We start from the raw sequence: 24849 nt of genomic DNA, 5'->3' as shown, positions 1-24849 counted from the left end.
CTTTTTCCTTAATAATCCGTAACCTGGGGGTCTTTCCTACTGTCAGCCCACAGATAGGGCCTGCAAGTCGCCCCCTTGCGGCAGCCGTTCCAGCCATTCATGTCCGGCCGCACTGACCCCGGAGAGCCGCGCGCGACGGCCCTGCCCCTCGATTTCCAGCGCCACGATCAGGTCGGTCGGCGGCAGCGCACCGGCGCCGCGCTCGGGCCACTCCACCAGCCACAGCGACGCGCTGCCCTCGTCCAGCCCCAGGAAATCCAGCTCCTCGGCCTGGCCGATCCGGTACAGGTCCAGGTGCCAGGCCTCGTGCCCGTCGGCCAGCGGGTAGCGCTCCACCAGCGTATAGGTCGGGCTGCGGATGCCGCCCTCTACCCCCAGTGCGCGCAACAGCGCCCGCGCGAGTGTCGACTTGCCGGCGCCCAGGTCGCCCTGCAGCTGGACCACCGCATGCGGCGGGCGGGTCGCGGCCAGCCATTGACCCAGCAGGTCGGTGTCCTGCGGTTCGGCCAGGAAGAAATCGATCATGGGCATCACGGTTCCGGATTCGCCCGCCGGCGCAGCGGCACCAGCAGGTCGGTGGGGAGCAGGCCACGCTGGCCGTCGCGGGCCGCGTCGTCGCCGGCCAGGGCATGCAGCAGCGCGCCGCCGCTGGCGGCGTCGAACGCGTCCAGGCCCTGCGCACGCAGCGCCGCGATGATGCCGGTAAGCAGGTCGCCCATGCCGCCCACGGCCATGCCGGGGTTGCCTGCAGCGATGCGCCTGGGCCGCCCGTGCGGCGCGGCCACGAGTGTTCCGGCGCCCTTGAGCACCACCACCGCGCTGAAGCGTGCCGCCAGCGCGGTAACGGCGGCAACGCGGTCAGCCTGCACGGTAGCGGTGTCGGTTTCGAGCAGGCGCGCGGCTTCGCCCGGGTGCGGGGTCAGGATCGCGTCGCGCAGCGGCTGCGGATGGGCCGCCAGCAGGTTGAGCGCGTCGGCGTCGATCACCAATGGCTTGCCGCAGCCCAGCACCTGGCGCAACAGCTCACGCGCCCAGTCGTCCTGGCCCAGTCCGGGGCCGATCGCCACCACCGAGGCGCGCTTCAGCAACGACGGCAGGTCACTGCTGTCTTCCACCGCGTGCACCATCGCTTCCGGCAAGCGGCTGAGCAGGGGCGCGATGTGCTGTGGCTGGGTGGCCACACTCACCAGCCCGGCACCGGCACGCAGCGCCGATTCGGCCGCCAGCATCACCGCACCGCCGCTGCCCGCATTGCCGCCCACGCACAGCACATGGCCGTTGCGGCCCTTGTGGCTGTCCACGGGCCGTGGCGGCAGCAGCGGCACCAGGCGCTGCGCTTCCCACAGGTCATACGGTTCAGCAAGCTCGGACATGCCGGGATTCTATACTTGTCGCCATGTCCGCGGCTCCCCTGCCCACGCCCGTCCACCTGCCACGCGCTGCCGAGCGCGTGCGCGCACTCGCGCGCGAACACGGGTTCCAGCGCTGCGGCATCGCCGGCATCGAACTGGGCGAGGACGAAGCACACCTGGCCGACTGGCTCGGCAAAGGCCTGTACGGCACCATGGAGTGGATGGCACGCCATGGCACCCTGCGTGCACGCCCGGCCGAACTGCTGCCCGGCACCGTGCGCGTGATCTCGGTGGGCATGGATTACGGCCACAAGGACGACACCCAGGCCTGGGACACCCTGCACGACGGCGACCGCGCCTACGTGGCGCGCTACGCGCTGGGCCGCGATTACCACAAGCTGATGCGCAACCGCCTGCAGAAGTTCGCCGACGCGCTCGCAGCGGAGATCGGCGCGTTCGGCTACCGGGTATTCGTCGATTCCGCGCCGGTGCTTGAGCGCGCCCTGGCGCGCAACGCCGGACTGGGCTGGATCGGCAAGCACACCTGCCTGATCGACCGCCACGGCGGCTCGTGGTTCTTCCTAGGCGAGATCTACATCGACCTGCCGCTGCCGGTGGACACATCGGCCACCGCGCACTGCGGCACCTGCACACGCTGCATCGACGTGTGCCCGACCCAGGCCATCATCGCGCCGCAGCGACTCGACGCGCGGCGCTGCATTTCCTACCTGACCATCGAACACGACGGCGCCATTCCCGAAGACATGCGCGTGCCGATGGGCAACCGCATCTACGGCTGCGACGACTGCCAGCTGGTCTGTCCCTGGAACAAGTTCGCGCGGCGCACCGACGAGCCGGATTTCCGTGCGCGCAATGATCTGGATACGGCCACCCTGGCCCAGCTGTTCGCGTGGGAGGAAGACGAATTCCTGCGCCGCACCGAAGGCAGCCCGATCCGGCGCAGCGGCCATGAGCGCTGGCTGCGCAATATCGCGGTGGCGCTGGGCAACGCGCCCGGCCATGCCGATACCCTGGCCGCGCTGCAGTCGCGCGTGGAACACCCCTCCGCGCTGGTGCGCGAGCATGTGCAATGGGCGCTGCAGCAGCACGCCACGCGCGGCAACGCCGGCTGACCGCCGCCTGCACGTCGCACGGCCTGGCGTGCGACCATGGACACCCGTTCGTACCGTTTGACCCGTCATGGACCGTAGCGCGCAGATCCTCACGCCCAGCCAGCTCAACATCCTGGCCCGCGACCTGCTGGAAGGCTCGTTCCCGTCGGTGTGGGTGGAAGCCGAGCTGGGCAGCGTGACCCGCCCCGCCTCCGGCCACATGTATTTCACCCTGAAGGACGCGCGCGCGCAGATCCGCGCGGCCCTGTTCAAGCCCAAAAGCCAGTGGCTGAAATTCGTGCCGCGCGAAGGCATGCGCGTGCTCGCACGCGGCCGCCTGACCCTGTACGAAGCACGCGGCGAGTACCAGATGGTGCTCGACCACATGGAAGAAGCCGGCGAAGGCGCACTGCGCCGTGCCTATGAGCAGCTCAAGGCGCGGCTGGACGCCGAAGGCCTGTTCGCGCCCGAACGCAAGCGCGCCCTACCCGCCCACGTGCGCCGGCTCGCGGTGATCACCTCGCCCACCGGCGCGGCCGTGCGCGACGTACTCAGCGTGCTGGAACGACGCTTCCCGCTGCTGGAAGTCGACCTGCTGCCCAGCCTGGTGCAGGGCGACAGCGCCGCCGCGCAGATCACCGCGCTGCTGCGCAGTGCCGACGCCAGCGGCCGCTACGACGTGATTCTGTTGACCCGCGGCGGCGGCTCGATGGAAGACCTGTGGGCCTTCAACGACGAGCAGCTGGCCCGCGCGATCGCCGCCAGCACCACGCCGGTGGTGTCGGCGGTGGGCCACGAAACCGACTTCAGCCTGGCCGATTTCGCCGCCGACCTGCGCGCACCGACGCCGTCGGTGGCGGCCGAGCTGCTGGTGCCCGACCAGCGCGACCTGCAGCTGCGCCTGCGCCGCCAGGCGGCACGCCTGGTGCAGCTGCAACGGCACGGACTGGGCCAGGCCATGCAGCGCGCCGACCGCGCCCTGCTGCGACTCAATGCGCAGAGTCCGCAGAACCGGCTGCAGCTGTTGCAGCGACGCCAGCAGGACCTTGCGCGGCGACTGGCCGGCATCTGGCAGCAGCAGCACGAACGCCGCCTGGCGCGCCTGCGGCATGCCGCCGTGGTGTTGCGCAACGGCCACCCGCAACGCCAGCTGGATGCGCTGGGGCAGCGCCTGCAGCGCGCCCTGCCGCGCGTGGAAGCGGCGATGGCGCGGCAATTGCAGCGCGACACCCTGCGCCTGCGCGCGTTGGCGCGCTCGATGGAAGCGGTGAGCCCGCTGGCGACAGTGGCGCGCGGCTACGCGATTCTTACGCGGGAAGACGACGGCCGGTTGGTGCGGTCGCCGTTGGATGTGGCGCCCGGAGATGCGTTGAAGGCGCGCGTGCAGGACGGGGTGATCGAGGTGGTGGTGGCGGACCGGGACATGTGAATCGCCCGGATGCGTAGGGACACGCCATGCGTGTCCGCTCTTCGTTCAGGCATCATGAACACCTGACGCGCGCTTCGTTCGGGGTTAAACGCCGGCCAGAATGTTGCCGACGATTGGGAATCGTCTACGGATGCTCGAGCCGCGCTGCGCGCGGTTGACACGCATGGCGTGTCACTACGAATTGTTACGGGCTGGCGGGAAGATGGCGTTCAACGCATCGCCGTTGATCCGCCTGCCGTTTCACAGAACCGTTGGCGGTACTCCATTGCCTTTGGCATCAATGCCTGCAGGTTCTGGATGCGCGTGCCGGGGTTGGGATGCGTCGAGGAGAATTCCGGCGGCGCCTGGCCGCCGCTGGCCTGGCCCATCCGCTCCCACAGCGGTATCGCTTCGCGCGGGTCGAAACAGGCGGCCGCCGCCAGCATCAGGCCGACCTCGTCGGCCTGGGTTTCATGGCTGCGCGCGTACGGCAACAGATACCCATAGCCCATCGCCGACATCACCATCTGCTGCTGCCCCGGGTCCATGCCACTGGCCGCACCGGCCATCTGCCCGATCTGAGTGAGCTTCTGCTGGGCCATGCGCTGGGCGCCATGGCGCAGCAGCGCGTGCGCGATTTCATGGCCCATCACCACCGCCATGGCGTCCTGGGTCTGCGCCACCGGGACCAGCCCCGTGTACACCGCCATCTTGCCGCCGGGCAGGCAGAACGCGTTGGCCTGGTCGGACTGGATGACGTTGACCTCCCACTGGAAGTCACGCGAGAAGTGCGCCGGCTTCAACCCGTGTTCCTGGGCCAGCGAAGTTTCCACCACGTCGACCTTGCGGATCAGGCGTTCGGCAATGGCGCGGACGTCGCGCGAGACCTGCGCGTTGGGATCCAGCGGGCGCTCCTGCTGCAGGATCTCCTGGTAGGCCTGCAGGCCCATCGCCATTTCCTGGTCGGCATCGAGCGAGCTGTCGATCAGCACGCTTTCGCCGGTATACGGGTCCACGCTGCGGTTGGAGAACCAGTAGAACGCGGCATAGCCGGCGAACGCCAGCAGGACCCACCAGCGGATGTTGCCGAACAAACCCGGGCGCCGCGCCCGTTGCTGCTGCTGACCGCCGAAGGGATCGCTGCGCATGCTGGTGGTTCCTGAGGGTTGAGGGAAATGCTACCGCCAAATCCGCCCGGTCAGATACCCCGGACCAGGCGGAACCCGATCCTGGCGCTGGTCGTGTCCGAATCCTGTGATTGTCGCCACGCGGCCCGGGTCTGCTCCGGCGCATTGGCCCAGTTGCCGCCCCGGATCACCCGCTGCCGGCAGCCCGGGTTGAACCAGGCCAGGCCATCGGCCGGCGCCCGCCGGTAGCTGGCATGCCAGCAATCGGCCACCCACTCGCTGAGGTTGCCGGCCATGTCGTGCAGGCCCCAGGCGTTGGGCTCGAAGGTGGCCACCGGGGCCGGGCCCCACCAGCCGTCGCCATAGCCGACGAAGGCATTGAACCAGCGCCGGCCGGACGGCGAGACGTCTTCGCCGCCGGTGAAGTTGCCCGACAGCGGCGGCGGCGTGCCCTCGTTGCCCCACGGATACCGGCCGCTGGTGCCGGCGCGCATGGCGTATTCGAATTCGGCTTCGCTGGGCAGGCGGTAGGAGCGCCCGGTCTGCTCGGACAGCCACATCGCATAGTGTTCGGCATCACGCACGCTGACGTGCATCACCGGCGAATTGGCGATGGCCGGGGTGCCGTCGTAGCCCGAGCGCCAGTCCACCCCGCTGCTGCGGGTGAAGTTGCCGCTGCGCTCGTCGTAGATGATCGAATGGCCGCGCCGGGTAGCACGCGGGCGGGCGCTGCTGGCCTGCACGTAACGGCGGTAGTCGGCCACGGTGACTTCGGTGATCGCCATCGCGAAGCCGCGCTCGAAGCGCACGTAATGCGCCGGCTTTTCCGCATCGCTGGCGCCCAGCTCGCTGTCGCCGGCGCCCATCTGGAAGCCGCCGTGCGGCACCACGATCATCTGCGGGCCGCGGCCGCCATCGCGCAGCGCGTCGCTGAACACCTGGCGCGGGCGGAAACTGCCGTAATGGGTGGCCAGCTCGATGCGCTCGCGCAGCTGCGCCACCACCGGGTCGCCCGGCATCGCGATGCGCAGCGCGTCCTCCAGCTTCTCGCGCGCCGGCTTGAGCCCCTGCGGGGTAGCCAGGTCACGCAGCCCCTGGTCGCGCAGGCGGACCAGGGTCTGGGCACGGATCGATTCGATCCGCTCGAAGGCGTCGTCGATGGTCGGCGCCGAGTCGCGCACTTTGGCCGCTTCGGCCAGCCAGGTGCCAGCGGCGGTGAAGTCGGCGCTGCGCGCGGCCGCTTCGGCGCGCCGGATCAACGCGCTTTCGGCCGCCGCCAGGCCCTGCCGCGCCCGCGGGCTGTCGGCCTGCAGCGCCAGCGCCTCGCGGAAGTTGGGAATGGCACCGTCGCCATCTTCACCGACCCGGCCGGCACGCAGGTCGTCTTCACCCGCACGGTTGTAGGCGATCACCCGCTGCGCGAGTTCCACCCGGGACTGCAGCTGCCGCACCTTGGGATCGTCCGGCGCCACGGTCAGCAGGACCAGCGCCATCTCGCCCGCTTCCGCCACCGCCTCGCGCTGCTTCAGCGGGCGCTCCAGCAGGGCCGAAGCGTCACCGAGCAGGCGCTGGCGGGCCTTGGCCAGCCCAGCCTGGGCCTGGCGGTCCTTCGGGTCGCGCTCGAGCAGCGCCAGCCAGATCGGTATGGCGTCGGCAGCCGTCGCATACAGCCGGTCTTCGGCCAGGGCCTTGTTCGCATCCCGCCGCGCCTGGGCCACGCCGTCGTCGGCAATGACCACCGCTGGCGGCTGCCAGCGCTGCGCAGTCTCGGCGGCGTCTTCCCCGCCGATGGTCACCTGGGCCGGCGCCGGGGCGGCGCGTTTGGCCGGTTTGGCCGGCGCTTTCTGCTTCGCCGGCTCGGCCTGGCGCGCCGTTGGCGGCGTCGGGGCAGGCGTGTCGGGCGAGCACGCGGTCGTGGCCAGCAGCAGCGCGGCCAGCAACAACGGGGCGGGGCCTGGAATACGCAATTCGGGATCCTTCGGCGGGGCAGGTTCGACGTTAGGCTATTCTCCCTCACCTGAGCAAACCTGCAGTAGACGGAACCCCTACGTGGCCTATTGGATCAAAACCCCGGCGGAACTGGACGAGCGCTACCGCCAGCGCCCCACCCGGATCGGGCTGGACACCGAGTTCATCCGCGAACGCACCTACTGGCCGCAGCTGGCCCTGGTGCAGATGGCGGTCGGCGATGAAATCCTGCTGATCGACCCGCTCATCCCGGGCATGAACGAAGCGCTGGCCAAGTGGCTGGCCGACACCTCGATCACCAAGGTGATGCACAGCGCCAGCGAAGACCTGGTCACCTTCAAGGTGGCCTGCGGCGTGCTGCCCCGTCCGCTGTTCGATACGCAGATCGCCGCCTCGCTGGCCGGGATCGGCGGGGGCATGGGCTACCAGAAGCTGGTCACCGCGATCACCGGCGTGACCCTGGCCAAGGGCGAGACCCGCTCGGACTGGATGCGCCGCCCGCTGTCGGACGCGCAGCTGGAATATGCCGCCGACGATGTGGAGTACCTGTTCGCGATCCACGACGTGGAAGAAGCCAAGCTGGTCGAACTCGGCCGCCGCCAGTGGCTGCAGGACGACGCCGAGCGCCTGCTGGCCAGCGTGGAGCATGACGAGGAGCGCTGGCCGCACGTGGCGATGCGTTCGGCGCAGTTCATGGACGCGGCCGCCCAGCGCCGCCTGCTGCGCCTGCTGCGCTGGCGCGACGTGCAGGCGCGTGCCAGCGACAAGCCGCGCAGCTGGATCCTGGACAACGAGCTGGCCGCCCTGCTCGCCCGCACCCCGCCGGCCGACGCGGCCGCACTGGCGAAGGTGATGGAAGGATTCCCGAAGGCGCCGCGCAAGCTCGCCACGCAGGTGTGGGAGGCACTGGACACTCCGCTGCACGACGAAGCCGAGGCGCCGCTGGCGCTGCCTGCCAACGACGCCAACAAGCAGGCCCTGAAGCGGTTGCAGGACGCAGTGAGCGCGCGCACCGCCGAACTCGGCCTGCCCGACGGCGTGCTGGCCTCGCGCAAGCACCTGGAAAGCTACCTGGAAAGCCGAAAGTGGCCGCAGGCCCTGGCCGGCTGGCGCCAGGCGGTGCTGGAACCGGTGCTGGCGCCGTTGTTGCCATCGGCCACCTGAAACGAAAAAGGCCCCGCTCGCGCGGGGCCTTTTGCATTCAACGCATTACCAATTGAGGTTCAACGAAACCCCCACGGTCCGCGGTTCGTTGTATACCGCCGCCATGTAGTTCTCGATCACGCCCTTCAGGTTCTTCTCGTTGGTGATGTTGCGTGCAAACAGCGCCGCCTCCCACGCACCGTAGTTGCCGGAGTAGCCCAACTTCAAACCGCCCTCGAAGCTCCCCTTCGAATTGAACTCGGCGGTGTCGTACAGCACGAAGCTCGTATACCCCTGCTTGTTCCAGTCGGTGGAAATGAACACCGCATCGCTGTCGTTCACCGGCATGTCGTAACGCGCCGCGAAATTCAGGTTGTACTTCGGCGCGTTCGGCAGCGGGCTGCCATCGATCTGCGCAAAGGTATTGGCGCCCACCTTGATGGTCGGGTCGTTCACCGTACACACCACCACGCCGTTCAACGCGCACACCTGCGCATACACGCGGTCGTCCTGGATCTCGCTGTGCAGCAGGCTCACGCCGGCGGTCAGGCTCAGGTTCGGGATCGGGCGCAGCTCCATGTCCGCTTCCAGGCCGTAGGCCTTGGCCTTGTCGGCGTTGAACAGCACGCCGTTGCCGTTGGAGTCGTTGCCGTTGAGCTGGATGTCGTTGACCGTGTAGGTGAACGCCGTGGCATTCAGTCGCAGGCGGTTGTCCCACAGGCTGCTCTTGACGCCCGCTTCCCACGACAGGATGGTTTCCGAATCGGCCGTGGTGAAGTCGGCGTTGAACACCGCCGAACGGCCCTGGATGGTCGGGCCACGGAAGCCGCGCGCGACCTTGGCGTACACGCTCACCTGCGGGTTGAACGCATACATCGCGCTCAGGTCCCAGCTCGGGGTGGTGTCGGACATTTCCACGTCGGTGCGGCCACGGTAGGTGACCACGCCGGCGGCGGTGTCGGCGGTCTTGAGCAGGCGCGTGCGCTTCTCGTCGCGGGTCTGGCGCAGGCCGGCGGTCAAGGTGAACCTGTCGGTCACGTCGTAGCTGAGCTGGCCGAAGCCAGCGAACGAGGTGTTGGTGTTGCGCAGGCGCACCCAGTTGTTCGGGTTGCGCGCGGCACCCTGCAGGAACCAGGCGCGCTGATAGAAGTCGGTGGTGTCGCGGCCGTCGAAGTAGTACGCGCCGACCTGCCACTTCAGGCGGTTGTCGTCGGCGTTGGCCAGGCGCACTTCCTGGGTCCACTGGTCCAGGTCGCGGACCTGGCCCATCGACTGGCCGTAGCCGTTCGGCACGCCGTTGACCGGGAAGTTGACCGCCGCGCCGCCGTCGGTGTCGCCACGGCTGTAGCCGGAGGTGGTTTCGTAGGCGGTGATCGAGGTCAGCGAGACATTGCCGAAGTCGTAGATCGCCTTCAGCGAGCCGCCGTAGGTCTTGTACGCCTGCGGGTTGTTGTCGGCTTCGTCGTAGGCCACCTGGTCGCGCGGCACGTCCACCCGGTTGGAGCCCTTGCTGATCGCGCTGCGCAGGAACAGGGTCGAGGTGCCTTCGTAGTCGCGCGCATGCGCCGAGGCCAGCAGCGAGAAGTTCTCATTGGGCTGCAGCAGCAGCTGCGCGCGCACGTTGCGGTCGTCGAAGCCGCCCATCGCGTTCTTCTTCGGCGCCACCGTGCCGTCCGCGCTGGGGCCGCTGTAGGTGTTGTCCACGTAGTCATCGCGATGCTGGTACAGCGCCGAGACGCGGAACGAGGCGATGTCGTTGATCGGACCACCGAAGCCGCCGTCCACCGCCACGCTGCCATGGCTGCCATAGCTGGCCTGCACGCGACCGGCGTAGTCCTGGCTGGGCTTGATGCTGTCGAACTTGACGATGCCGGCGGTGGTGTTGCGACCAAACAGCGTGCCCTGCGGGCCACGCAGCACTTCCACCTGGTCCACGTCGAAGACCGGGTTGGACTTGAGCACCACGTGTTCCAGCACCACGTCGTCCTGGATGATCGAGACTGGCTGCGAGGCACCCAGGTAGAAGTCGATGTTGCCCAGGCCACGGATGTAGAAGCGCGGGAAGATGCGTCCGGTGGTGGTTTCGGCGTAGAAGCTCGGCACCCGGCCACTCAGGGCCAGCAGGGTGTCGTCGCCACCGGCGGTGAACTCGCGCAGGCGTTCGCCCTGCACCACGCCAACGGAAACCGGCACGTCCTGCAGATTACGCTCGCGATGGTCGGCAGTAACGGTGATGGCATCCAGGGAGGTCGGTGATGCGTCCTGGGCAAACGCGGTGCCGCTGAGACCCAGCAGCGCGGTGCAGGCCAGCGCCAGCGCATGCGGGCGTGGCAGCCGCGTGATCGAAGCAGAAGCAGTACGGTGGAACGACATGGGAGTCTCGGGCAATCCGTTGGAGATGCGGAAAGGTATTGCGCCGATGTTTCAAGCGGATTTCAAGTGTCACTTAGACCCGGCGGTGGCGTCTGCGATTCCCCATCGCAGACGCCACCGCACCCGGTCAGGCCGCGACGCGCTCCCCGCGCGCGGGCTGCGCGTCGGCCAGGCGGAACTGCCCGACCGATTGCTGCAGCTCGGACGACTGCGCGTTCAACGCACGCGCAGCGGCCGAAGCCTCCTCGACGAGGGCAGCGTTCTGCTGGGTCACACCGTCCATCTGCACGATGCCCTGGTTGACCTGCTCGATCCCTGCCGCCTGTTCCTGGCTGGCGCTGGCGATCTCTTCGATCAGCCCACCCAGCTCGCCCACCGACGCCACCACGCGCTGCAGGGTCTGCCCGGCCTGGTTGGCCAGCTCGCTGCCGTCAGCCACCTGGGCCGACGACGCCTCGATCAAGGTCTTGATTTCCTTGGCCGCGCTGGCCGAACGCTGCGCCAGCGCACGCACTTCCGAGGCCACCACCGCAAATCCACGGCCTTCCTCACCCGCACGTGCAGCTTCAACCGCCGCGTTCAACGCCAGGATGTTGGTCTGGAACGCAATGCCGTCGATCACCGTGGTGATGTCGGCAATGCGCCGCGAGGATGCCTCGATGCCGCTCATGGTTTCCACCACCTGGGCCACGGCGGTACCGCCCTGCTCGGCCACCTGCGCCGCTTCGGCCGCCAGGCGGTCGGCACGGCGCGCGTGGTCCGCGTTCTGCTTCACTGCTGCGGTCAATTCTTCCAGCGACGCCGCCGATTCTTCCAGGCTGGCCGCCTGCTGTTCGGTACGGCGCGAGAGATCGTCGTTGCCGGCGGCAATTTCCGCCGATGCCGTCGCTACAGAGACCGCCGCCTGCTGGATCCCGCCGACAATGGCGGTCAGCTGCGCCACGGTGGCATTGGCGTCGTCGCGCATGGTGGCGAACACGCCCTGGAACTGCCCGTCGATGCGGCCGCGCAGGTCGCCCTGGGCGAGCGCACGCAGCAGCCCGGACAGCGCGCTGAGATTGCGGTCAGCGGTGACCATCAGGGTGTTGAGGCCATCGACCATCACCCGGAAGTCGTACTGGTAGGCCTCGGCATTGCCGCGCACGCTGAAGTCGCCGGCGGCCGCCGCTGCCACCAGGTGTTTGATCTCACCGTTGATCGCCTGCAGGCGGTCACGCACGCCATTGACCGCTTCGGTGATCCGGGCCTTTTCACCCGGCAGATCATCCATCGGCTGCGACAGATCGCCATCGGCGTAGCGGCGAACCAGGTCGACCATGCGCATCTTGACGTCGATATGCGCAGCGACCAGTTCGTTGGTGCCGGTGACCATGGTGCCGAACTCACCTTCAAAGCGGCTGGCGTCGATGCGGTGGCTGATCGCACCCTCGGCGTGGCGCTGGCTCATCTCATTCTGCGCGTGGATGATCTCGCGCAGCTTGTCCTGCATCTGCTGCAGCGCGCCCATCAGGCGGCCCACTTCATCCTGGCTGCGCACCACGATGCGCTGGTCCAGGCGGCCGGCGGCCACGTCACGCGCCACTTGGCCGGCCTGCGACAGCGGCGCACTGATGACACGGCGGACCACCACGATCAGCGCCACGATCACCGCCAGCAGGCCGAGGCCGGACACCACCACGATCTGCAGCATGAGCTTGTGCAGTACGGCCTGCAGTACCGAGGTCGGCTCCAGGCCCAGCACGGTCCACTGCCACGGGCCGTAGCTCTGTGCGCTGACGAAATACGAGGTGGCCGGTGCGTCCTTGGCGGTGCGCAGGTGCAGCGTGGCCTGGCTCGCCTTGCCGGTCAGCAGCGCCTCCAGCACGGGCTGGTCGGCCGGCTCCACCATCGCGGAAAGGAGTTCGCCTTCGCCGGCCGTGGCGGCCACCACGGTGCCGAACTGGTCGCCAGCGCGCGTGTTGACCGCCAGGAACTGCCCTTCCTTGCCGAGCTTTGACTCTCGCAGGCGCGTTTTCAGCGCTGCCAGGCCTTCGGTATGGTTCTGCCCGACGAAGGCGATGCCGGCCACTTCACCGGCCGCGTCCTTGATCGGCATGTAATGGGTCATGTAGTCCACGCCGAACAGCCGCACCGGACAGGTGAAGCCTTCGCCGGCCAACATCTTCGGGTAGGCCGGGCTGGCGTGGTCGAGCACGGTGCCCATGGCGCGCGCGCCTTCGGCATTGCGGACCGAAGTCGATACGCGCACGAAATCATCGCCGTCGCGAACGAAAACGGTCGCCACGCCACCGCCGGTGGCCTCGGCGAAACGATCCACGGCCGCTTCCTGCAGGTTCAGCACCTCCTTGCCGAACTGCAGGGTCGGCGTTTCCCGCTCGCCCACGATGACCTTCTTGCCCGGGTCCACGCTGACCTCACCGTCCGGCAGCATGGCGCGGAACATGCCCGCCATGCGCTCGGTGCTGTCGCTCAGGCTGCGGTCGTACAGCTCCACCGAGTCGCGCATCAGCTCGGTGGAATTCTGCATGCCCGCTTCAACGCGCTGCTGGTAGCTGCTGGCAGCCTGGCGGTAGATCAGCACCGCCAGCGCTACAAACGCCAAGGTGGTGATAAGGCCCATCAGCAGCGCGAGGCGCGCGCCAATGGAAGTGGAGAAAACGGTGGCGGCACGGGTCGTCATCGTTGGGGCTCGGAGGGGAGGATTGGATTGAGAGATACGTCACACTTCTTATCGGCACCGAAGTGGTCCTCTTTACGTATAAAAAGACAGAATCGATACACCTTTCGTTTCACCCAAGTGATTGATCCACAAGGGATGTCCTCCGGTCGCATCTTCACGAAGCCGGTGATCCGTTCAGAAATGGTCGAAATCTCTCAAGTTGCGAGTGGGTCTGCCGCAGACGGCGACGGCCTCGATGTCCGTAGTCAGACTCTTGGCAGCGCGGGGTACGCAGCGCTACACTTGGTCCCTCGCGGCACCCACGCCGCGTAGCAGCACACATGGGGCCATAGCTCAGCTGGGAGAGCGCGTCGTTCGCAATGACGAGGTCAGGAGTTCGATCCTCCTTGGCTCCACCATATTCTGGTTGTCATCCAATGGATGGCAGCGAAACGAAAAAGCCACCCGTCGGGTGGCTTTTTTGTTCGTGGTCCAATGGAAGGAACATAGCCCCGGTAGGGTCTCATCCCAATCGACCGCACGCAGGGATGCAGCGTTCGATCAGGGCATGAACCCTGACGGAAAGGCCGTTGCCGTTCGCAGGTCATGCGTCACCGGACCTGGAACCGTTCCGTGCGGTCGTTTGGGAACCGACCCTACCGCTTCGCTTACCGCTGTCCGTCCCCTGCCCGCTCGGCTATGGGGCGCACCTGCTGCACCAGCGTCAGAAGCGTCTTTCCTGGCTCCTCGATCATCACTTCGTGCGCGGACTGCTCGAACCACACCAGCTGCTTGCTGGGGGCGCGCACGGTCTTGAACCACTCGGCGGCCAGTTCGGACGAGACGTTGTAGTCATGCCTGCCCAGGAACAGGAACAACGGGGTCTTCAGCTCGCGCACCTGACTCATGTCCAGGGTGAGTACCCCCGAAAGCAGATGCTGCATGGAAAAGTCGTTGCCCTTCCACATCGCGGTTACGTCCTGGTCGGAGTACTCGGGCGAAAGCCGGATCGCCGCCGCTTCGGCACTGCCGCCGGTGCGGTTGTGGACCATGCCGCCGTAGTAGTTCAGCCACTTGCGCTGTTTGAACAGTGTTTCCAATGGCAGCGGCGCGTTGCCTTCGGCATAGGGCGCCAACGATTCAAGCTCGGCCACGGCTTCCGTATTGCCGGCGGCCTTGGCCTGCTGCAGGGTCCACGCCCAGCCGCGACGTTCGCTCTCCGGCGCGTTGGTGATCTGGCCCATGCCAATGTAGGCATGCAACCACTCGGGGCGACGCTGGGCCAGCTCCAACCCCAGGTAGCTCCCCCAGGATTGGCCAAGAACGAAAATCTTGTCCTTGCCGAATTCCTTACGCAGCCAAGCCACCATCTCTTCGCTGTCCGCGACCATCCGCTCGCGGGTCATGGTCGGGGCGATGTGCGCAGGATCATTAGACGCATAGGTCTTGCCTGCGCCGCGCTGGTCCCACTGCACCACGGTGAAATACTCCTCCCAGCCGCGCTGGAAGTACCAGCTGGTAGGCATCGCCACCCATCCTGGGCCGCCGTGCAGCATCAGCAGCACAGGATTGCGGCGATCGTTGCCGCGGATGGACACCCATTGGTCGATACCGCCGATGCGCACCTTTTCCATCCGTTCGATGCCGTTGTCAGCCACGACCTTGCGGATGTCGGCGACGATGCGGGTGGCTTCAGCGCGGCCGGTGGGTGACGGCGCCTGGCTTTCGGCAGCCGCCGCGAGAGGAAGGAGCAGCATCAGCATGGCGCTGCAGAGCAGGCCAGGAATCCCGTGTTTCATCGACGTACAACCCGTGACGGCAGCGGCGGTACGCCGATTGTGTCATGCGTCCGGGTTGTCCCTGGTTGGCCGCCATACGCGCTCGGACTCGCGGATCTGCGCGTCGGTCAGGAAGCCATTGCCTCGTGAACCGCGTCTGGACGGATAGCGGCAATCTTCAACAAGGTCCTGGCAGCGCCTGATGGCTCGCGACGACCCTGCTCCCAGTCCTGGAACGTTCGTACCGACACGCCCAACATGCCCGCGAACTGTGCCTGGGAAAGGCCCAAGCGCTGACGTGCTTCAGCAGCGATGGATACCGGGACCATGTTGACCTTGCCCAGCTTGCCTGCCTTGACGGCTCGCACCGACGCCAGCAACTCGGCACCGATATCGCGCTTGGCGTCGCGCGCTTCCAGTTCTTTCTCACTCTTCGGCATGACCAAGCTCCTCTGCCAGTGCGCGCAAGACATGCGCAGGAATGTTCTCTTCGGTGCCTTTGCCATAGATCGTCAACGCAACTACGGCACCACTCGCCAATCGCAAGGTGTAGATAACCCGTACACCTCCCCGCTTCCCTCTGCCATCCCCCGCCCAGCGCACCTTCCTGCAACCGCCAGAACCCTTGATGACGCCTCCGGCTTCTGGATGGCCAGCGATGAACGCTACGAACTCAGCGTGCTGGTCTGCTGTCCAGTAGTCCGGCCAATACTTCGTAAAGAGCGGGGACTCTATGACGGTAAGAAAAGACATGCGTGGACTATACGGCAATGCCGTAGTCTGCGCAACCTCAGAGAGGAAAAGTCCGCTGCCGTTCGCTGATCACGGGTGCCCGAACCTGGAACCGTTTCGTGGGTTGGGTTGAAAGCGGCCCTACCCACGAACTCAAGCCTCCGGGTTGTCCTTGGTTGGCGGACGGCGGCTTTCGGACTCGCGGATCTGCTCGTCGGTCTGACCTTGGCGGGTCTTGGCGACCTCGTCCTGCTTGCGGTCCTGCTGGGCTTCCTTGACGCCCTGCTGCTTGCCAGGCTGTTTTTCGGTATTCATGGTGCGCGCTCGTTGTGGCCAGCCCTGTCTGGGCATGGCCACAACCTAGCTAGTGGCGCGTGACGCAGGGGTCAACCTTCGACGAACGCCAGCAGTTCCGCATTGATCGCGTCGGCGTGGGTGGTGCACATGCCGTGCGGATAGCCCGGGAAGACCTTCAGGGTGCCCTGCTTCAGCAGCTTGATGGTCAGCAGGCTGGCATCGGCGATGGGTACGATCTGGTCGTCATCGCCATGCAGCACCAGCGTCGGCACCGTGATCGCCTTCAGGTCCTCGGTGAAGTCGGTTTCCGAGAACGCCTTGATGCCTTCGTAGTGCGCCTGCGCGCTGCCCATCATGCCCTGGCGCCACCAGTTGCGGATGGTGCCTTCGAACACAGCGGCACCGGTGCGGTTGAAACCGTAGAACGGGCCGCTGGCCAGGTCCAGGTAGAACTGCGCGCGGTTCTGCGCCAGCTGGGCGCGGAAGCCGTCGAACACCGACAACGGCAGCCCGCCCGGGTTGGCCGGGGTCTGCAGCATGATCGGCGGCACGGCGCTGATGAGCACCGCCTTGGCGACTCGGCCTGGCGCCGCCTTGGCCACGTAGCGCGCCACTTCGCCACCACCGGTGGAGTGGCCGACATGCACCGCATTCTTCAGGTCCAGATGGTCGGCAACGGCGGCCGCATCGGCCACATAGTGGTCCATGTCGTTGCCTTCGCTGACCTGCGCCGAACGACCGTGGCCGCGGCGGTCGTGGGCAACCACGCGGTAGCCCTTGGCGAGGAAGAACAGCAGCTGGGCGTCCCAGTCGTCGCTGGACAGCGGCCAGCCGTGGTGGAACACGATGGGCTGGGCGCCCTTCGGGCCCCAGTCCTTGTAAAAAATCTCGACGCCGTCGGCGGTGGTGAGGATGCTCATCGGTGCTGCTCCTGGAGTGGGTGGGACTGCAGGAACAGACTAGGTGGAGGCGATCCAGCGCGACATCGTACGCTTGGGTCGCTGGGTCATACCGAGGTATGGATGCCCAGCGCCTCGCCCAGGCACCGCGCCATGGCGTCGCCATCCACCGGTTTGACCAGGAACGCCCGTGCGCCGCGTGCCATGACGCGGGCGCGCAGTGCTTCGTTCGGGAAGCCGGTCATGAAGATCATCGGGTAGGTGACACCCCGGTCCAGCAGCGCGGCCTGCAGCTGGTCGCCGTCCATCTGCGGCATCTGGATGTCGGTGAGCAGGCAGTCCGGCGCGTCGCCGTCGTCGGCGAGGAAGGCGGTGGCGGAGGGATAGGTGCGCACTTCGTGGCCCAGCGCGCGTACCAGGCTCGAGAGGGACTGGCGCACGCCGTCATCGTCGTCAACGATGGCAATGCGATGGATCGGCTTCATGCCCCCATTTATGCCTGATCCGCCGGCGCTCGGGAACCATACACAGGTTTGGTCCTGCGCCTTCAGGCCGACGAATGCCCCACGCCCAGCGCTTCGGCCTGCCGCACCAGGTCGGCCAGCGCGCGCACGCCCATCTTGCGCATGACGTTGCCGCGATGGATCTTCACCGTGATCTCGCTCAGGTTGAGCTCGCCGGCCACCTGCTTGTTCATCAATCCCGCCACGACATGCGCCATCACCTCGCGTTCGCGCGGGGTCAGCGTTGCGTAGCGCGCTTCCAGCGAATCGCGCGCGGCGCCGGCCTGGCGGCGACGGGTGTCGCGCTCGATCGCCGCGCTGACCGCGTCCAGCATGTCCTGGTCGCGGAACGGCTTGGACAGGAAGTCGACCGCACCGGCCTTCATCGCGCGCACGGTCATCGGTATGTCGCCGTGCCCGGTCATGAACACGATCGGCAGGTGGATGCCCTGCGCGGCCAGTTGGCCCTGCAGGTCCAGCCCGCTGATGCCGGGCAGGCGCACGTCCAGCACGATGCAGCCAGGCACGTCCGGCAACTCGGCCTGCAGCAGCTCGGCCGGCGATCCCAGCACCCGGGTCTGCAGGCCTACCGAGCGCAGCAGGCTGTCGAGTGCGTCGCGCACGGCAGCGTCATCGTCGACCACCACGACCAGGGGCACGGCCGGGATCGTGGAACCGCGATGGGGAGTGGTTGGATTCATGACGGCACGCCTTCAGGGATCGGGGTGGCCAGCACCAGCCGGAAACGGGCGCCGCGGCCGGGGACATTGTCCACCGACAGCTGCCCGCCATGCGCCTCGGCGGTGGACCGGCAGATCGCCAGCCCCATGCCCATGCCCTGCGGCTTGGTGGTGAAGAAAGGTTTGAAGAGGGTGTCCAGGTGGTCCTCGGGAATACCGGGACCACTGTCGGTGATGTGGATGACCACCTCGCCCGGCGCACCCGCGCGCGCATCCACCTGCAACTGGCGCGCATCATCCTGCCCGGCCATGGCCTGGCTGGCGTTGATCAGCAGGTTCACCAGCACCTGCTGCAGCTGCACCGCATCGCCGTGCAACGGCGGCAGGTTGCCGGCCACGGCCACGCGCAGCTGCACCGCTTCGCGGTTGAGTTCGTGCTGGACCAGACGCACCGCGTCGTCGATCAGGGTCGCAGTGTCCAGCGTTTCGCGGGGCGTACTGCGCTTGGCCAGGAACGCGCGCACCCGTTTGACGATTTCGCTGGCGCGGCGCGCCTCGCCCACGGTGCGGTTGATCGCCGCATCCACTTCGTGCAGGTCAGGCGTATCACGATGCAACCAGCGCAGGCCGGCCTCGCCGTTGGTCACCACCGCCATCAACGGTTGATTGACCTCGTGCGCCAGCGTGGCCGCCAGTTCGCCCAAGGTGGCCACGCGCGTGGCATGGGCCAGCTCGGCCTGCGCGCGCAGCGCTGCATCCTCGGCCTTGCGGCGTTCGGTGACATCGGTATGGGTTTCCATCACGCCCGCTGCCCGCCCCTGGCCATCGCGCTGGATCACCCAGCGGCTGTCCAGCACGCGCCACTGCCCCTCGCGGGTGCGCTGCTCCAGCGTGCCTTCCCAGCTGCCATGTTCAAGCAGCGCGGCCTCCACCGCTTCGCGCGCTTCCGGGTACCGGGTGGAGAGCAACACGTCCGCGACCTGGCCGATGGCCTCGTCTGCGCTCCAGCCATAGAGCTGCGCGGCGGTGCGGTTCCAGAACGTGATCACGCCGCCCCGGTCGCGCACGAAGATCATGTCGTGCGACAGGTCCAGCAGCATTGCCTGGCCACGCAGTCGCTGCATGGCGTGCTGGTGCTGCAGCGCCAGCACCGCCGTGATGCCGATGGCGGCCAGGCTGACCAGTGCGCGGAAGGTCTGCGCGCCGACATGGTTCACCCCGTGCGAATCCACGTAGGCCACTACGGTAAGGACAATGCCCGCCATGGCCGCAATGACAATGTCCGCACGCCGCCCGGTGCGCGCCACCAGCAGCACGGCCACCACGTACAGCACCGCCACCGCGCCCTCCAGCGTGCTCAGTACATCGATCAGGAAGATGCCGAGGGTCAACAGGGCTGCCGCTACGCGGAACAGCGTGCGCCGACGCGGCGAAGCCCCGACCACGCGTTCGCGGTCGGGGCGGGTGCTGGGCACGGTCTGGCCGGCGGGCATCGCGCAGTCACCTTCGGTGGGATGGGCGCAGTATCCCCCGCCCTTGCGCCCGGTTGATCCCTCAAAAGAGGGATGCGCCGCCGCCCGGCCCAAACCAACGTATGAACCGGGAAAACGATGGCGCAATACCGGCGCCGCGCGCCCCTGCCTAGTCTGGATCCGTCGGCCCCACCCGCGCTGCCAGCGGACCGGGCCCACCACCCCAGCTACCGAGACCCGCCATGAACGAGCTTTCCCCGCAGGCACGCCAGACCGCCCCGCTGCGCACCCCGTCCGACCTCAGCCAGCAGGCCGGCAAGGACATCGCCGGCGCGCTCACCGTGCTGCTGGCCGACGTGTTCGCGCTGTACCTGAAGACCAAGAACTTCCACTGGCACATGTCCGGCCCGCACTTCCGCGACTACCACCTGATGCTGGATGAACAGGGCGACCAGATCTACGCCACCACCGACGCCATCGCCGAGCGCGCCCGCAAGGTAGGCGGCACCACCCTGCGCTCGATCGGCCATATCCACCGCATCCAGCGCCTGCTCGACAACGATGCCGACTATGTAACCCCGCAGGACATGCTGGCCGAGCTGGCCGACGACAACCGCCGCCTGGTCCAGTTCCTGCGCGCCACGCACGAGGTCTGCGACACGCACAACGACGTGGCCACCGCCAGCCTAATCGAAAACTGGATCGACGAGGCCGAAGGCCGCAGCTGGTTCCTGTTCGAAAGCACCCGCCCCACCCGCTGAGCCGCGCTTCCTTCCCCCGCAGGAGTTCGCCATGAACAACGCATCACGCAGCGCCGCGCCGGTGGGCGCCCCCGCGCCGCCGTTCCAGCTGCCCGCCACGCCCGACCAGCGCCTGAGCCTGGACGAACTGCGCGGCCGCCCGGTGATCCTGGCGTTCTATCCCGCCGACTGGAGCCCGGTCTGCGGCGACCAACTGGCGCTTTACAACCAGCTGCTGCCCGAGTTCCAGCGCAGCGGCGCGCAGCTGGTCGGCATCTCGGTGGACGGGGTCTGGTGCCATGCCGCCTTTGCCGGGGAGCGCCACCTGCACTTCCCGCTGCTGGCCGACTTCGAACCCAAGGGCGAGATCGCCCGACGCTACGGCGCCTACCGCGAACAGGACGGCGTGTGCGAACGGGCACTGTTCGTGATCGACGCCGAAGGCATCGTGCGCTGGCGCTACATCTCGCCCCTGGGCATCAATCCGGGCGCCGACGGCATCCTTGAAGCGTTGGCGCAGCTTCCCTCCACCGCCGTACTTCCTGCAGGAGCAGCATCATGAAAGGACTGTCCATAGCGGTCAGCGCGAACGACCACAGCCAGGGCCCGCGCGACGCGCCGATCACCCTGGTCGAATACGGCGACTACCAGTGCCCGTACTGCGGCGCGGCGTACCCCGTGCTCAAGGCGGTGCAGCGGGCCATGGGCACGCGGATGCGCTTCGTGTTCCGCAACTTCCCCATTACCGAAAGCCACCCGCATGCGCTGGCCGCCGCACGCTTTGCCGAAGCCGCTGCCGAGGGCGGGAAGTTCTGGGAAGCGCACGACCTGCTCTACGCGCGCCAGGACGCGCTGGCCCCTGACGATCTGAAGGCCTATGCCAGCGAGTTGGGCTTGAACAAGGCGCTGCTGGACGCCGCCGACAACGGTGCGTTCGATCATCGGATCGAGAGCGACTTCATGGGCGGCGTGCGCAGCGGCGTGAACGGGACACCGTGCCTGTTCATCAACGGCGAGCGCTACGACGGCTCCGTCGACGTGGACAGCCTGATCGAATTCATGACCGCACTGGCCTGACCTGTTACGCCGGCGCGCCGGGGCACGCCCCCTCCCCCACCCCCGGCGCGCCGGCACCTACATAGGATCCTGCAATGTCCGCCTCCCGCCACGTCCGGTCGTTATGGATGGCCCCCACCGTTCATGACGACGCCCTGGGTTCGATCCGCCGGCTCAACGCCGACGACGTTCCGCTGCTGGAAAGGATGTCGATCAAGCGCATGCTGCTGGCGCCCGGCAGCATCCGCGAACCGCACTGGCATGCCAATGCCAACGAGCTCGGCTACGTGCTGGCCGGAAGCGTGCTGGTCACCATCGTGGGCAACGCCGATGCGGTCAGCACCCTGCGCGTGCGCGCGGGTGAAATGTTCCATATCGACAGCGGCGCGCTGCACGCCATCGAAAACGTTGGGGACGACAGCGCCGAGTTGGTGATCGTGTTCAGCCATGAGCGGCCGCAGGACTTTTCGCTGCACGCGGCGTTCGGTGCGATGTCCGACGCGGTGCTGGGCAACACGTATGACGTGGATGCGGTTGCGTTCAGCACCCTGCCCCGCGACACCGGCTCGCCGTACCTGGTGAAGCGCAGCGGGCCGCCCTTGGTGCCGGACGGGGCCGACCGCGCCGACCCGCATCGCTTCGCCATCGAAGCGCAGTCGCCGCCGGTCGACTTTCCGTACGGCCAGGCGCGGGTGTCGCGCACGCAGTTCTGGCCCGCGCTGCGTAACCTCTCGATGTACTCGCTGCACATCGCCGATGACGGCATGCGCGAGCCGCACTGGCACCCGGAGACGGCCGAGCTTGGCTACGTGCATCGCGGCCAGGCGCGGATGAGCATCCTCGACCCGGACGGTTCGGTGGACACCTACCTGCTGCAGCCCGGCGACGTGTACTTCATTCCGCGCGCCTACCCGCACCAGATCGAAGTACTCGGCGACGACGTGCATTTCCTGGTGTTCTTCGACCAGCCCACCCCGGGCGACGTCGGCTACCGACTGGCCGCCACCGCGTTCGCACCCGGCGTGCTGGCCGCCACCTTCGGCGTGGACGCGGCCGCGCTGCCAACCTTCCCACGCACCACGCACGACCCGTTGATCGTGGCGCGTCGGAATGCGTTGGATCCGGTGTGAGCCTTCATGCAGGCTGACGCGAGCGCCGCCACTGCAATGGGCTCATCCCCATCTCCACGCGGAACATGTAATTGAACGCCGAGGCTGAGGCGTAGCCCAACTCATGGGCAATCGTCGTCGGCGAACGCCCCTGCGCCAGCCACTCGATCGCGCGCAACAGGCGCAGCCGCGTGCGCCAGGTCCGCAGGCTCATGCCGGTTTCGCGCTCGAAGTGCCGCGCCAGCGTGCGCGGCGATGCGCCCAACACGCTGGCCCATTCCTCCACGCCGCGCGCATCGGCCGGCTGGTCGTGCAGTGCCTGGCACCAGCGCTGCAGCCGCGCTTCCTGTGGCCATGGCAGGTGCCGCACGTGCTGGCGCTGGCGGCGCAGCTGGGTGGTGACCAGTGCGCACAGATGCGCGTAGTAGCCCGCATCGTCTTCCGCGCGCACCTGCCCCAGCTCCACGATCAACTCACGCAGCAACGGCGTTACATCCAGCACCGCACAGTGGTCGGGCATGCCGAGTGCCGGATCGTCGGCCACATACAGGTTGCGGAACGCCGCCGCACTCACCGCGCCGGTGTGGTGCACCATCCCGGTCGGCACCCACAACGCCTGCTGCGGGGTGATCACGTGACGCGCGTTGCGCGCTGTGACCTGCAGCACGCCCTCGGTGGCGAACACCACCTGGTTCCAGTCGTGCGCATGCGGCGGGAAGCGCTCGCCCGCCGCCAGGTGCTGGCTGCGCGCCACCACCGGCCACGGCAGCGTGCGCAGCGGCGGCACCGGCACCTCTTTCCAGAGGCCGTCGGACGCGGAAGTCGGGGCGTGGCGGCTGATCGACATGATGCGACATTCTATCGAAAGACAGCCGCACCGACCTGGCTGAGGATGACCCCACCTTCCGCCGGTCGCGCAAATGCCCGCCCCCACCCCACACCCCGCTTCCCTCAAACCCTGGCAGGTCATCGCCGCCGGCATCTGCGCGCTGGTGCTTACCGTCGGCCTGGCCCGCTTCGCCTACACCCCGCTGCTCCCGCTGATGCGCGTGGACGCCGGACTAAGCGCCGCGCAAGGGGGATGGCTGGCGACCTTCAATTACCTGGGCTACCTGTGCGGCACCCTGCTGGCGGCCCGGGTCGGCGACATGCAGCAGAAATTCCGCTTCTACCGGATCGGCCTGCTGCTGGCAGTCGGCGCCACCGCACTGATGGGCGTCACCACCCAGCCTTGGCTGTGGAGCCTGCTGCGCTTCGTGGCGGGCCTTTCCAGCACCGCCGGGCTGCTGCTGGCGTCCGGGCTGGTACTCAACTGGCTGCTGGCCCACCAGCACCGTCCGCGCCTGGGCCTGCACTTTGCCGGGCTGGGGCTGGGCATCGTGGTCTCCGGCGTGGCCACCGGGCTGCTGGCCGGGCACGCCAGCTCGAGCGCGCAGTGGATCTGGCTGGGCCTGCTCGGGCTGCTGTTCCTGCTGCCCGCCTGGGCCTGGATGCCCCGCCCCACCCCCACCTCCGCCCACGGCGCCGCCCAGGCCCCGCCCCCGCCCAGCCAGCGCTGGCGCCGCCTGCTGATCGCCGCCTACTTCTGCGCCGGAGTCGGTTTTGTGGTCAGCGCCACCTTCATCGTCGCCATCCTCGAACAGACCCAGGCCTTCCGCGGCCACGGCAGCGCCGTATGGGTACTGGTCGGGCTGGCCGCCGTGCCCTCCACCTTCGCCTGGGACCGCATCGCCGCCCGGCTCGGCCTGATCCGCGCCCTGATGCTGGCCTTCGCCCTGCAGGCCGCCTCGTTCGTGCTGCCGCTACTGGACGATGGCCTCGCTGCTGGCATCGGCAGCGCCCTGCTGTTCGGCCTGACCTTCGCCGGCATCGTCAGCCTCACCCTCACCGTGGTCGGCAGGCACTACCCGCACAACCCAGCCAAGGCGATGGCCAACCTCACCCTCAGCTACGGCGTCGCCCAGATCCTGGCACCGGCACTGGCCGGCACCCTGGCCCGCAGCAGCGGCAGCTACCAGGCGTCGCTGGTGCTGGCGGCGATCTTCATGGCCATCGGCATCGCGTTGCTGGCAGCGATGCACGACCAACGCGCATGAACGTCGATTCATGCGCGCTGCGTACCAGCGATCAAGCACTTAAGCGCGCATTGCAGGCCCGCAGCAACGAATGTGAAATTTTTTCCATGAAAAGCTTGCCGAACCCTGCAGACCTCCGTATTATTCGCGTCCTCGCCAGCGGCAACGCAGCGATGAAGTGGCCGAGTAGCTCAGTTGGTAGAGCAGGGGATTGAAAATCCCCGTGTCGGCGGTTCGATTCCGTCCTCGGCCACCATGATTTCGAAAAGACCTGCAGAAATGCGGGTCTTTTTTTTTTGCCCGCTGAACTTTGGACGGCGTAGCGCCAGGCTCTGCCAGGCCGCTCTTCGTTCGATCGTCATGAAA

23 protein-coding genes, 2 tRNA genes and 1 pseudogene are annotated in these 24849 nt (G+C 67.6%); 11 read left to right on the top strand and 15 right to left on the bottom strand.

What is annotated here, in order from left to right:
* Window positions 1–42: 42 nt before the first annotated feature.
* Together tsaE and C2U58_RS03705 are read right to left on the bottom strand one after the other, a co-directional pair.
* Window positions 43–525, bottom strand: a complete 483-nt coding sequence (gene tsaE / locus C2U58_RS03710; protein WP_102945004.1) for a tRNA (adenosine(37)-N6)-threonylcarbamoyltransferase complex ATPase subunit type 1 TsaE — start codon at window positions 523–525, stop codon at window positions 43–45.
* A gap of 5 nt (window positions 526–530) precedes the next feature.
* Window positions 531–1319 (bottom strand): annotated as a pseudogene (locus C2U58_RS03705) (NAD(P)H-hydrate dehydratase); the annotation flags it as partial.
* A 77-nt stretch (window positions 1320–1396) separates the two neighbouring features.
* Between C2U58_RS03705 and queG the strand changes: the two are divergent.
* Together queG and xseA are read left to right on the top strand one after the other, a co-directional pair.
* Entirely contained in the window at window positions 1397–2485 is a 1089-nt protein-coding gene (queG, locus tag C2U58_RS03700) for a tRNA epoxyqueuosine(34) reductase QueG (protein ID WP_102944592.1), read from the top strand.
* Window positions 2486–2552: 67 nt separating this feature from the next.
* Window positions 2553–3893, top strand: a complete 1341-nt coding sequence (gene xseA / locus C2U58_RS03695) for an exodeoxyribonuclease VII large subunit (protein ID WP_102944591.1) — start codon at window positions 2553–2555, stop codon at window positions 3891–3893.
* 209 nt (window positions 3894–4102) lie between these two features.
* Here the strand turns inward: xseA and C2U58_RS03690 are convergent, their stop codons facing one another.
* Window positions 4103–5020: a M48 family metallopeptidase gene (locus C2U58_RS03690; protein ID WP_102944590.1), complete on the bottom strand. Its 918-nt coding sequence runs from the start codon at window positions 5018–5020 to the stop codon at window positions 4103–4105.
* Window positions 5021–5070: 50 nt separating this feature from the next.
* Window positions 5071–6966 (bottom strand): formylglycine-generating enzyme family protein, encoded by a 1896-nt coding sequence (locus tag C2U58_RS03685; protein ID WP_253256638.1) that lies wholly within the window; start codon window positions 6964–6966, stop codon window positions 5071–5073.
* A gap of 82 nt (window positions 6967–7048) precedes the next feature.
* Here C2U58_RS03685 and rnd point away from each other — a divergent pair, with 82 nt between their 5' ends.
* The gene (gene rnd / locus C2U58_RS03680; protein ID WP_102944588.1) at window positions 7049–8131 is read left to right on the top strand and encodes a ribonuclease D; all 1083 of its coding nucleotides are present in this window, start codon (window positions 7049–7051) and stop codon (window positions 8129–8131) included.
* 45 nt (window positions 8132–8176) lie between these two features.
* Here the strand turns inward: rnd and C2U58_RS03675 are convergent, their stop codons facing one another.
* Together C2U58_RS03675 and C2U58_RS03670 are read right to left on the bottom strand one after the other, a co-directional pair.
* Window positions 8177–10483, bottom strand: coding sequence for a TonB-dependent receptor (locus C2U58_RS03675; protein ID WP_102944587.1), 2307 nt, complete (start codon window positions 10481–10483; stop codon window positions 8177–8179).
* Between the two features lie 127 nt (window positions 10484–10610).
* Entirely contained in the window at window positions 10611–13163 is a 2553-nt protein-coding gene (locus C2U58_RS03670) for a Cache 3/Cache 2 fusion domain-containing protein (RefSeq protein WP_172448064.1), read from the bottom strand.
* A gap of 322 nt (window positions 13164–13485) precedes the next feature.
* Between C2U58_RS03670 and C2U58_RS03665 the strand changes: the two genes are divergently transcribed.
* Window positions 13486–13561, top strand: a tRNA-Ala gene (locus C2U58_RS03665).
* A gap of 249 nt (window positions 13562–13810) precedes the next feature.
* Here C2U58_RS03665 and C2U58_RS03660 read toward each other — a convergent pair.
* The 8 genes from C2U58_RS03660 to C2U58_RS03630 all read right to left on the bottom strand — a co-directional run bounded on the left by C2U58_RS03660 (window position 13811) and on the right by C2U58_RS03630 (window position 19524).
* On the bottom strand, window positions 13811–14899 hold the full coding sequence (locus C2U58_RS03660; protein ID WP_253256637.1) for an alpha/beta fold hydrolase: 1089 nt from the start codon (window positions 14897–14899) through the stop codon (window positions 13811–13813).
* 149 nt (window positions 14900–15048) lie between these two features.
* Window positions 15049–15360, bottom strand: coding sequence for a helix-turn-helix domain-containing protein (locus C2U58_RS03655; protein ID WP_102944585.1), 312 nt, complete (start codon window positions 15358–15360; stop codon window positions 15049–15051).
* Complete coding sequence (locus tag C2U58_RS03650; RefSeq protein WP_102944584.1) at window positions 15347–15673, bottom strand: transcriptional regulator; 327 nt, start codon at window positions 15671–15673, stop codon at window positions 15347–15349. Before C2U58_RS03650 ends, C2U58_RS03655 begins: the two co-directional genes overlap by 14 nt.
* Before the next feature lie 132 nt (window positions 15674–15805).
* The gene (locus C2U58_RS20010) at window positions 15806–15967 is read right to left on the bottom strand and encodes a hypothetical protein (RefSeq protein WP_171966739.1); all 162 of its coding nucleotides are present in this window, start codon (window positions 15965–15967) and stop codon (window positions 15806–15808) included.
* Between the two features lie 71 nt (window positions 15968–16038).
* Window positions 16039–16869 (bottom strand): alpha/beta hydrolase, encoded by an 831-nt coding sequence (locus tag C2U58_RS03645; RefSeq protein WP_102944583.1) that lies wholly within the window; start codon window positions 16867–16869, stop codon window positions 16039–16041.
* Window positions 16870–16955: 86 nt separating this feature from the next.
* Entirely contained in the window at window positions 16956–17333 is a 378-nt protein-coding gene (locus tag C2U58_RS03640; RefSeq protein WP_102944582.1) for a response regulator, read from the bottom strand.
* Window positions 17334–17395: 62 nt separating this feature from the next.
* Window positions 17396–18052, bottom strand: a complete 657-nt coding sequence (locus C2U58_RS03635) for a response regulator (protein WP_102944581.1) — start codon at window positions 18050–18052, stop codon at window positions 17396–17398.
* Window positions 18049–19524, bottom strand: coding sequence for an ATP-binding protein (locus tag C2U58_RS03630; protein WP_102944580.1), 1476 nt, complete (start codon window positions 19522–19524; stop codon window positions 18049–18051). The genes C2U58_RS03635 and C2U58_RS03630 overlap by 4 nt, the downstream gene beginning before the upstream one ends.
* Before the next feature lie 221 nt (window positions 19525–19745).
* Here C2U58_RS03630 and C2U58_RS03625 point away from each other — a divergent pair, with 221 nt between their 5' ends.
* The 4 genes from C2U58_RS03625 to C2U58_RS03610 all read left to right on the top strand — a co-directional run bounded on the left by C2U58_RS03625 (window position 19746) and on the right by C2U58_RS03610 (window position 22429).
* Complete coding sequence (locus tag C2U58_RS03625) at window positions 19746–20264, top strand: DNA starvation/stationary phase protection protein (RefSeq protein ID WP_102944579.1); 519 nt, start codon at window positions 19746–19748, stop codon at window positions 20262–20264.
* 31 nt (window positions 20265–20295) lie between these two features.
* Entirely contained in the window at window positions 20296–20805 is a 510-nt protein-coding gene (locus C2U58_RS03620; protein ID WP_102944578.1) for a redoxin domain-containing protein, read from the top strand.
* On the top strand, window positions 20802–21320 hold the full coding sequence (locus C2U58_RS03615) for a thioredoxin domain-containing protein (protein WP_102944577.1): 519 nt from the start codon (window positions 20802–20804) through the stop codon (window positions 21318–21320). The genes C2U58_RS03620 and C2U58_RS03615 overlap by 4 nt, the downstream gene beginning before the upstream one ends.
* Window positions 21321–21427: 107 nt before the next feature.
* Window positions 21428–22429, top strand: a complete 1002-nt coding sequence (locus tag C2U58_RS03610; RefSeq protein WP_216362380.1) for a cupin domain-containing protein — start codon at window positions 21428–21430, stop codon at window positions 22427–22429.
* 4 nt (window positions 22430–22433) lie between these two features.
* Here C2U58_RS03610 and C2U58_RS03605 read toward each other — a convergent pair whose 3' ends face one another.
* A complete protein-coding gene (locus C2U58_RS03605; RefSeq protein WP_102944575.1) occupies window positions 22434–23255 on the bottom strand; it encodes a helix-turn-helix transcriptional regulator in 822 nt (273 codons plus the stop codon).
* A 73-nt stretch (window positions 23256–23328) separates the two neighbouring features.
* Here C2U58_RS03605 and C2U58_RS03600 point away from each other — a divergent pair, with 73 nt between their 5' ends.
* The 3 genes from C2U58_RS03600 to C2U58_RS03595 all read left to right on the top strand — a co-directional run bounded on the left by C2U58_RS03600 (window position 23329) and on the right by C2U58_RS03595 (window position 24739).
* Window positions 23329–24504: a YbfB/YjiJ family MFS transporter gene (locus tag C2U58_RS03600; RefSeq protein WP_102944574.1), complete on the top strand. Its 1176-nt coding sequence runs from the start codon at window positions 23329–23331 to the stop codon at window positions 24502–24504.
* On the top strand, window positions 24501–24698 hold the full coding sequence (locus tag C2U58_RS19795; RefSeq protein WP_146033401.1) for a hypothetical protein: 198 nt from the start codon (window positions 24501–24503) through the stop codon (window positions 24696–24698). The genes C2U58_RS03600 and C2U58_RS19795 overlap by 4 nt, the downstream gene beginning before the upstream one ends.
* Window positions 24664–24739 (top strand) — tRNA-Phe (locus C2U58_RS03595). The genes C2U58_RS19795 and C2U58_RS03595 overlap by 35 nt, the downstream gene beginning before the upstream one ends.
* Window positions 24740–24849: the final 110 nt, after the last annotated feature.

This window comes from Stenotrophomonas sp. VV52 (assembly GCF_002893095.1).
Taxonomy (GTDB): domain Bacteria; phylum Pseudomonadota; class Gammaproteobacteria; order Xanthomonadales; family Xanthomonadaceae; genus Stenotrophomonas; species Stenotrophomonas aracearum.
Note: the sequence above shows the minus strand (reverse complement) of the source record. Positions and strands in the feature narration are given on the sequence as shown.

Excerpts from the sequence above, each read along its gene's own strand:
- C2U58_RS20010 (WP_171966739.1), bottom strand. The coding sequence starts at position 15,967 with ATGAATACCGAAAAACAGCCTGGCAAGCAGCAGGGCGTCAAGGAAGCC.
- queG (WP_102944592.1), top strand. The coding sequence starts at position 1,397 with ATGTCCGCGGCTCCCCTGCCCACGCCCGTCCACCTGCCACGCGCTGCC.
- C2U58_RS03640 (WP_102944582.1), bottom strand. The coding sequence starts at position 17,333 with ATGAAGCCGATCCATCGCATTGCCATCGTTGACGACGATGACGGCGTG.
- C2U58_RS03630 (WP_102944580.1), bottom strand. The coding sequence starts at position 19,524 with ATGCCCGCCGGCCAGACCGTGCCCAGCACCCGCCCCGACCGCGAACGC.
- C2U58_RS03615 (WP_102944577.1), top strand. The coding sequence starts at position 20,802 with ATGAAAGGACTGTCCATAGCGGTCAGCGCGAACGACCACAGCCAGGGC.
- C2U58_RS03655 (WP_102944585.1), bottom strand. The coding sequence starts at position 15,360 with ATGCCGAAGAGTGAGAAAGAACTGGAAGCGCGCGACGCCAAGCGCGAT.
- C2U58_RS03645 (WP_102944583.1), bottom strand. The coding sequence starts at position 16,869 with ATGAGCATCCTCACCACCGCCGACGGCGTCGAGATTTTTTACAAGGAC.
- C2U58_RS03660 (WP_253256637.1), bottom strand. The coding sequence starts at position 14,899 with ATGCTGCTCCTTCCTCTCGCGGCGGCTGCCGAAAGCCAGGCGCCGTCA.
- C2U58_RS03635 (WP_102944581.1), bottom strand. The coding sequence starts at position 18,052 with ATGAATCCAACCACTCCCCATCGCGGTTCCACGATCCCGGCCGTGCCC.
- C2U58_RS03620 (WP_102944578.1), top strand. The coding sequence starts at position 20,296 with ATGAACAACGCATCACGCAGCGCCGCGCCGGTGGGCGCCCCCGCGCCG.
- C2U58_RS03605 (WP_102944575.1), bottom strand. The coding sequence starts at position 23,255 with ATGTCGATCAGCCGCCACGCCCCGACTTCCGCGTCCGACGGCCTCTGG.
- C2U58_RS03690 (WP_102944590.1), bottom strand. The coding sequence starts at position 5,020 with ATGCGCAGCGATCCCTTCGGCGGTCAGCAGCAGCAACGGGCGCGGCGC.
- C2U58_RS19795 (WP_146033401.1), top strand. The coding sequence starts at position 24,501 with ATGAACGTCGATTCATGCGCGCTGCGTACCAGCGATCAAGCACTTAAG.
- C2U58_RS03600 (WP_102944574.1), top strand. The coding sequence starts at position 23,329 with ATGCCCGCCCCCACCCCACACCCCGCTTCCCTCAAACCCTGGCAGGTC.
- tsaE (WP_102945004.1), bottom strand. The coding sequence starts at position 525 with ATGATCGATTTCTTCCTGGCCGAACCGCAGGACACCGACCTGCTGGGT.
- xseA (WP_102944591.1), top strand. The coding sequence starts at position 2,553 with ATGGACCGTAGCGCGCAGATCCTCACGCCCAGCCAGCTCAACATCCTG.
- C2U58_RS03625 (WP_102944579.1), top strand. The coding sequence starts at position 19,746 with ATGAACGAGCTTTCCCCGCAGGCACGCCAGACCGCCCCGCTGCGCACC.
- C2U58_RS03650 (WP_102944584.1), bottom strand. The coding sequence starts at position 15,673 with ATGTCTTTTCTTACCGTCATAGAGTCCCCGCTCTTTACGAAGTATTGG.
- C2U58_RS03610 (WP_216362380.1), top strand. The coding sequence starts at position 21,428 with ATGGCCCCCACCGTTCATGACGACGCCCTGGGTTCGATCCGCCGGCTC.
- C2U58_RS03670 (WP_172448064.1), bottom strand. The coding sequence starts at position 13,163 with ATGACGACCCGTGCCGCCACCGTTTTCTCCACTTCCATTGGCGCGCGC.
- C2U58_RS03675 (WP_102944587.1), bottom strand. The coding sequence starts at position 10,483 with ATGTCGTTCCACCGTACTGCTTCTGCTTCGATCACGCGGCTGCCACGC.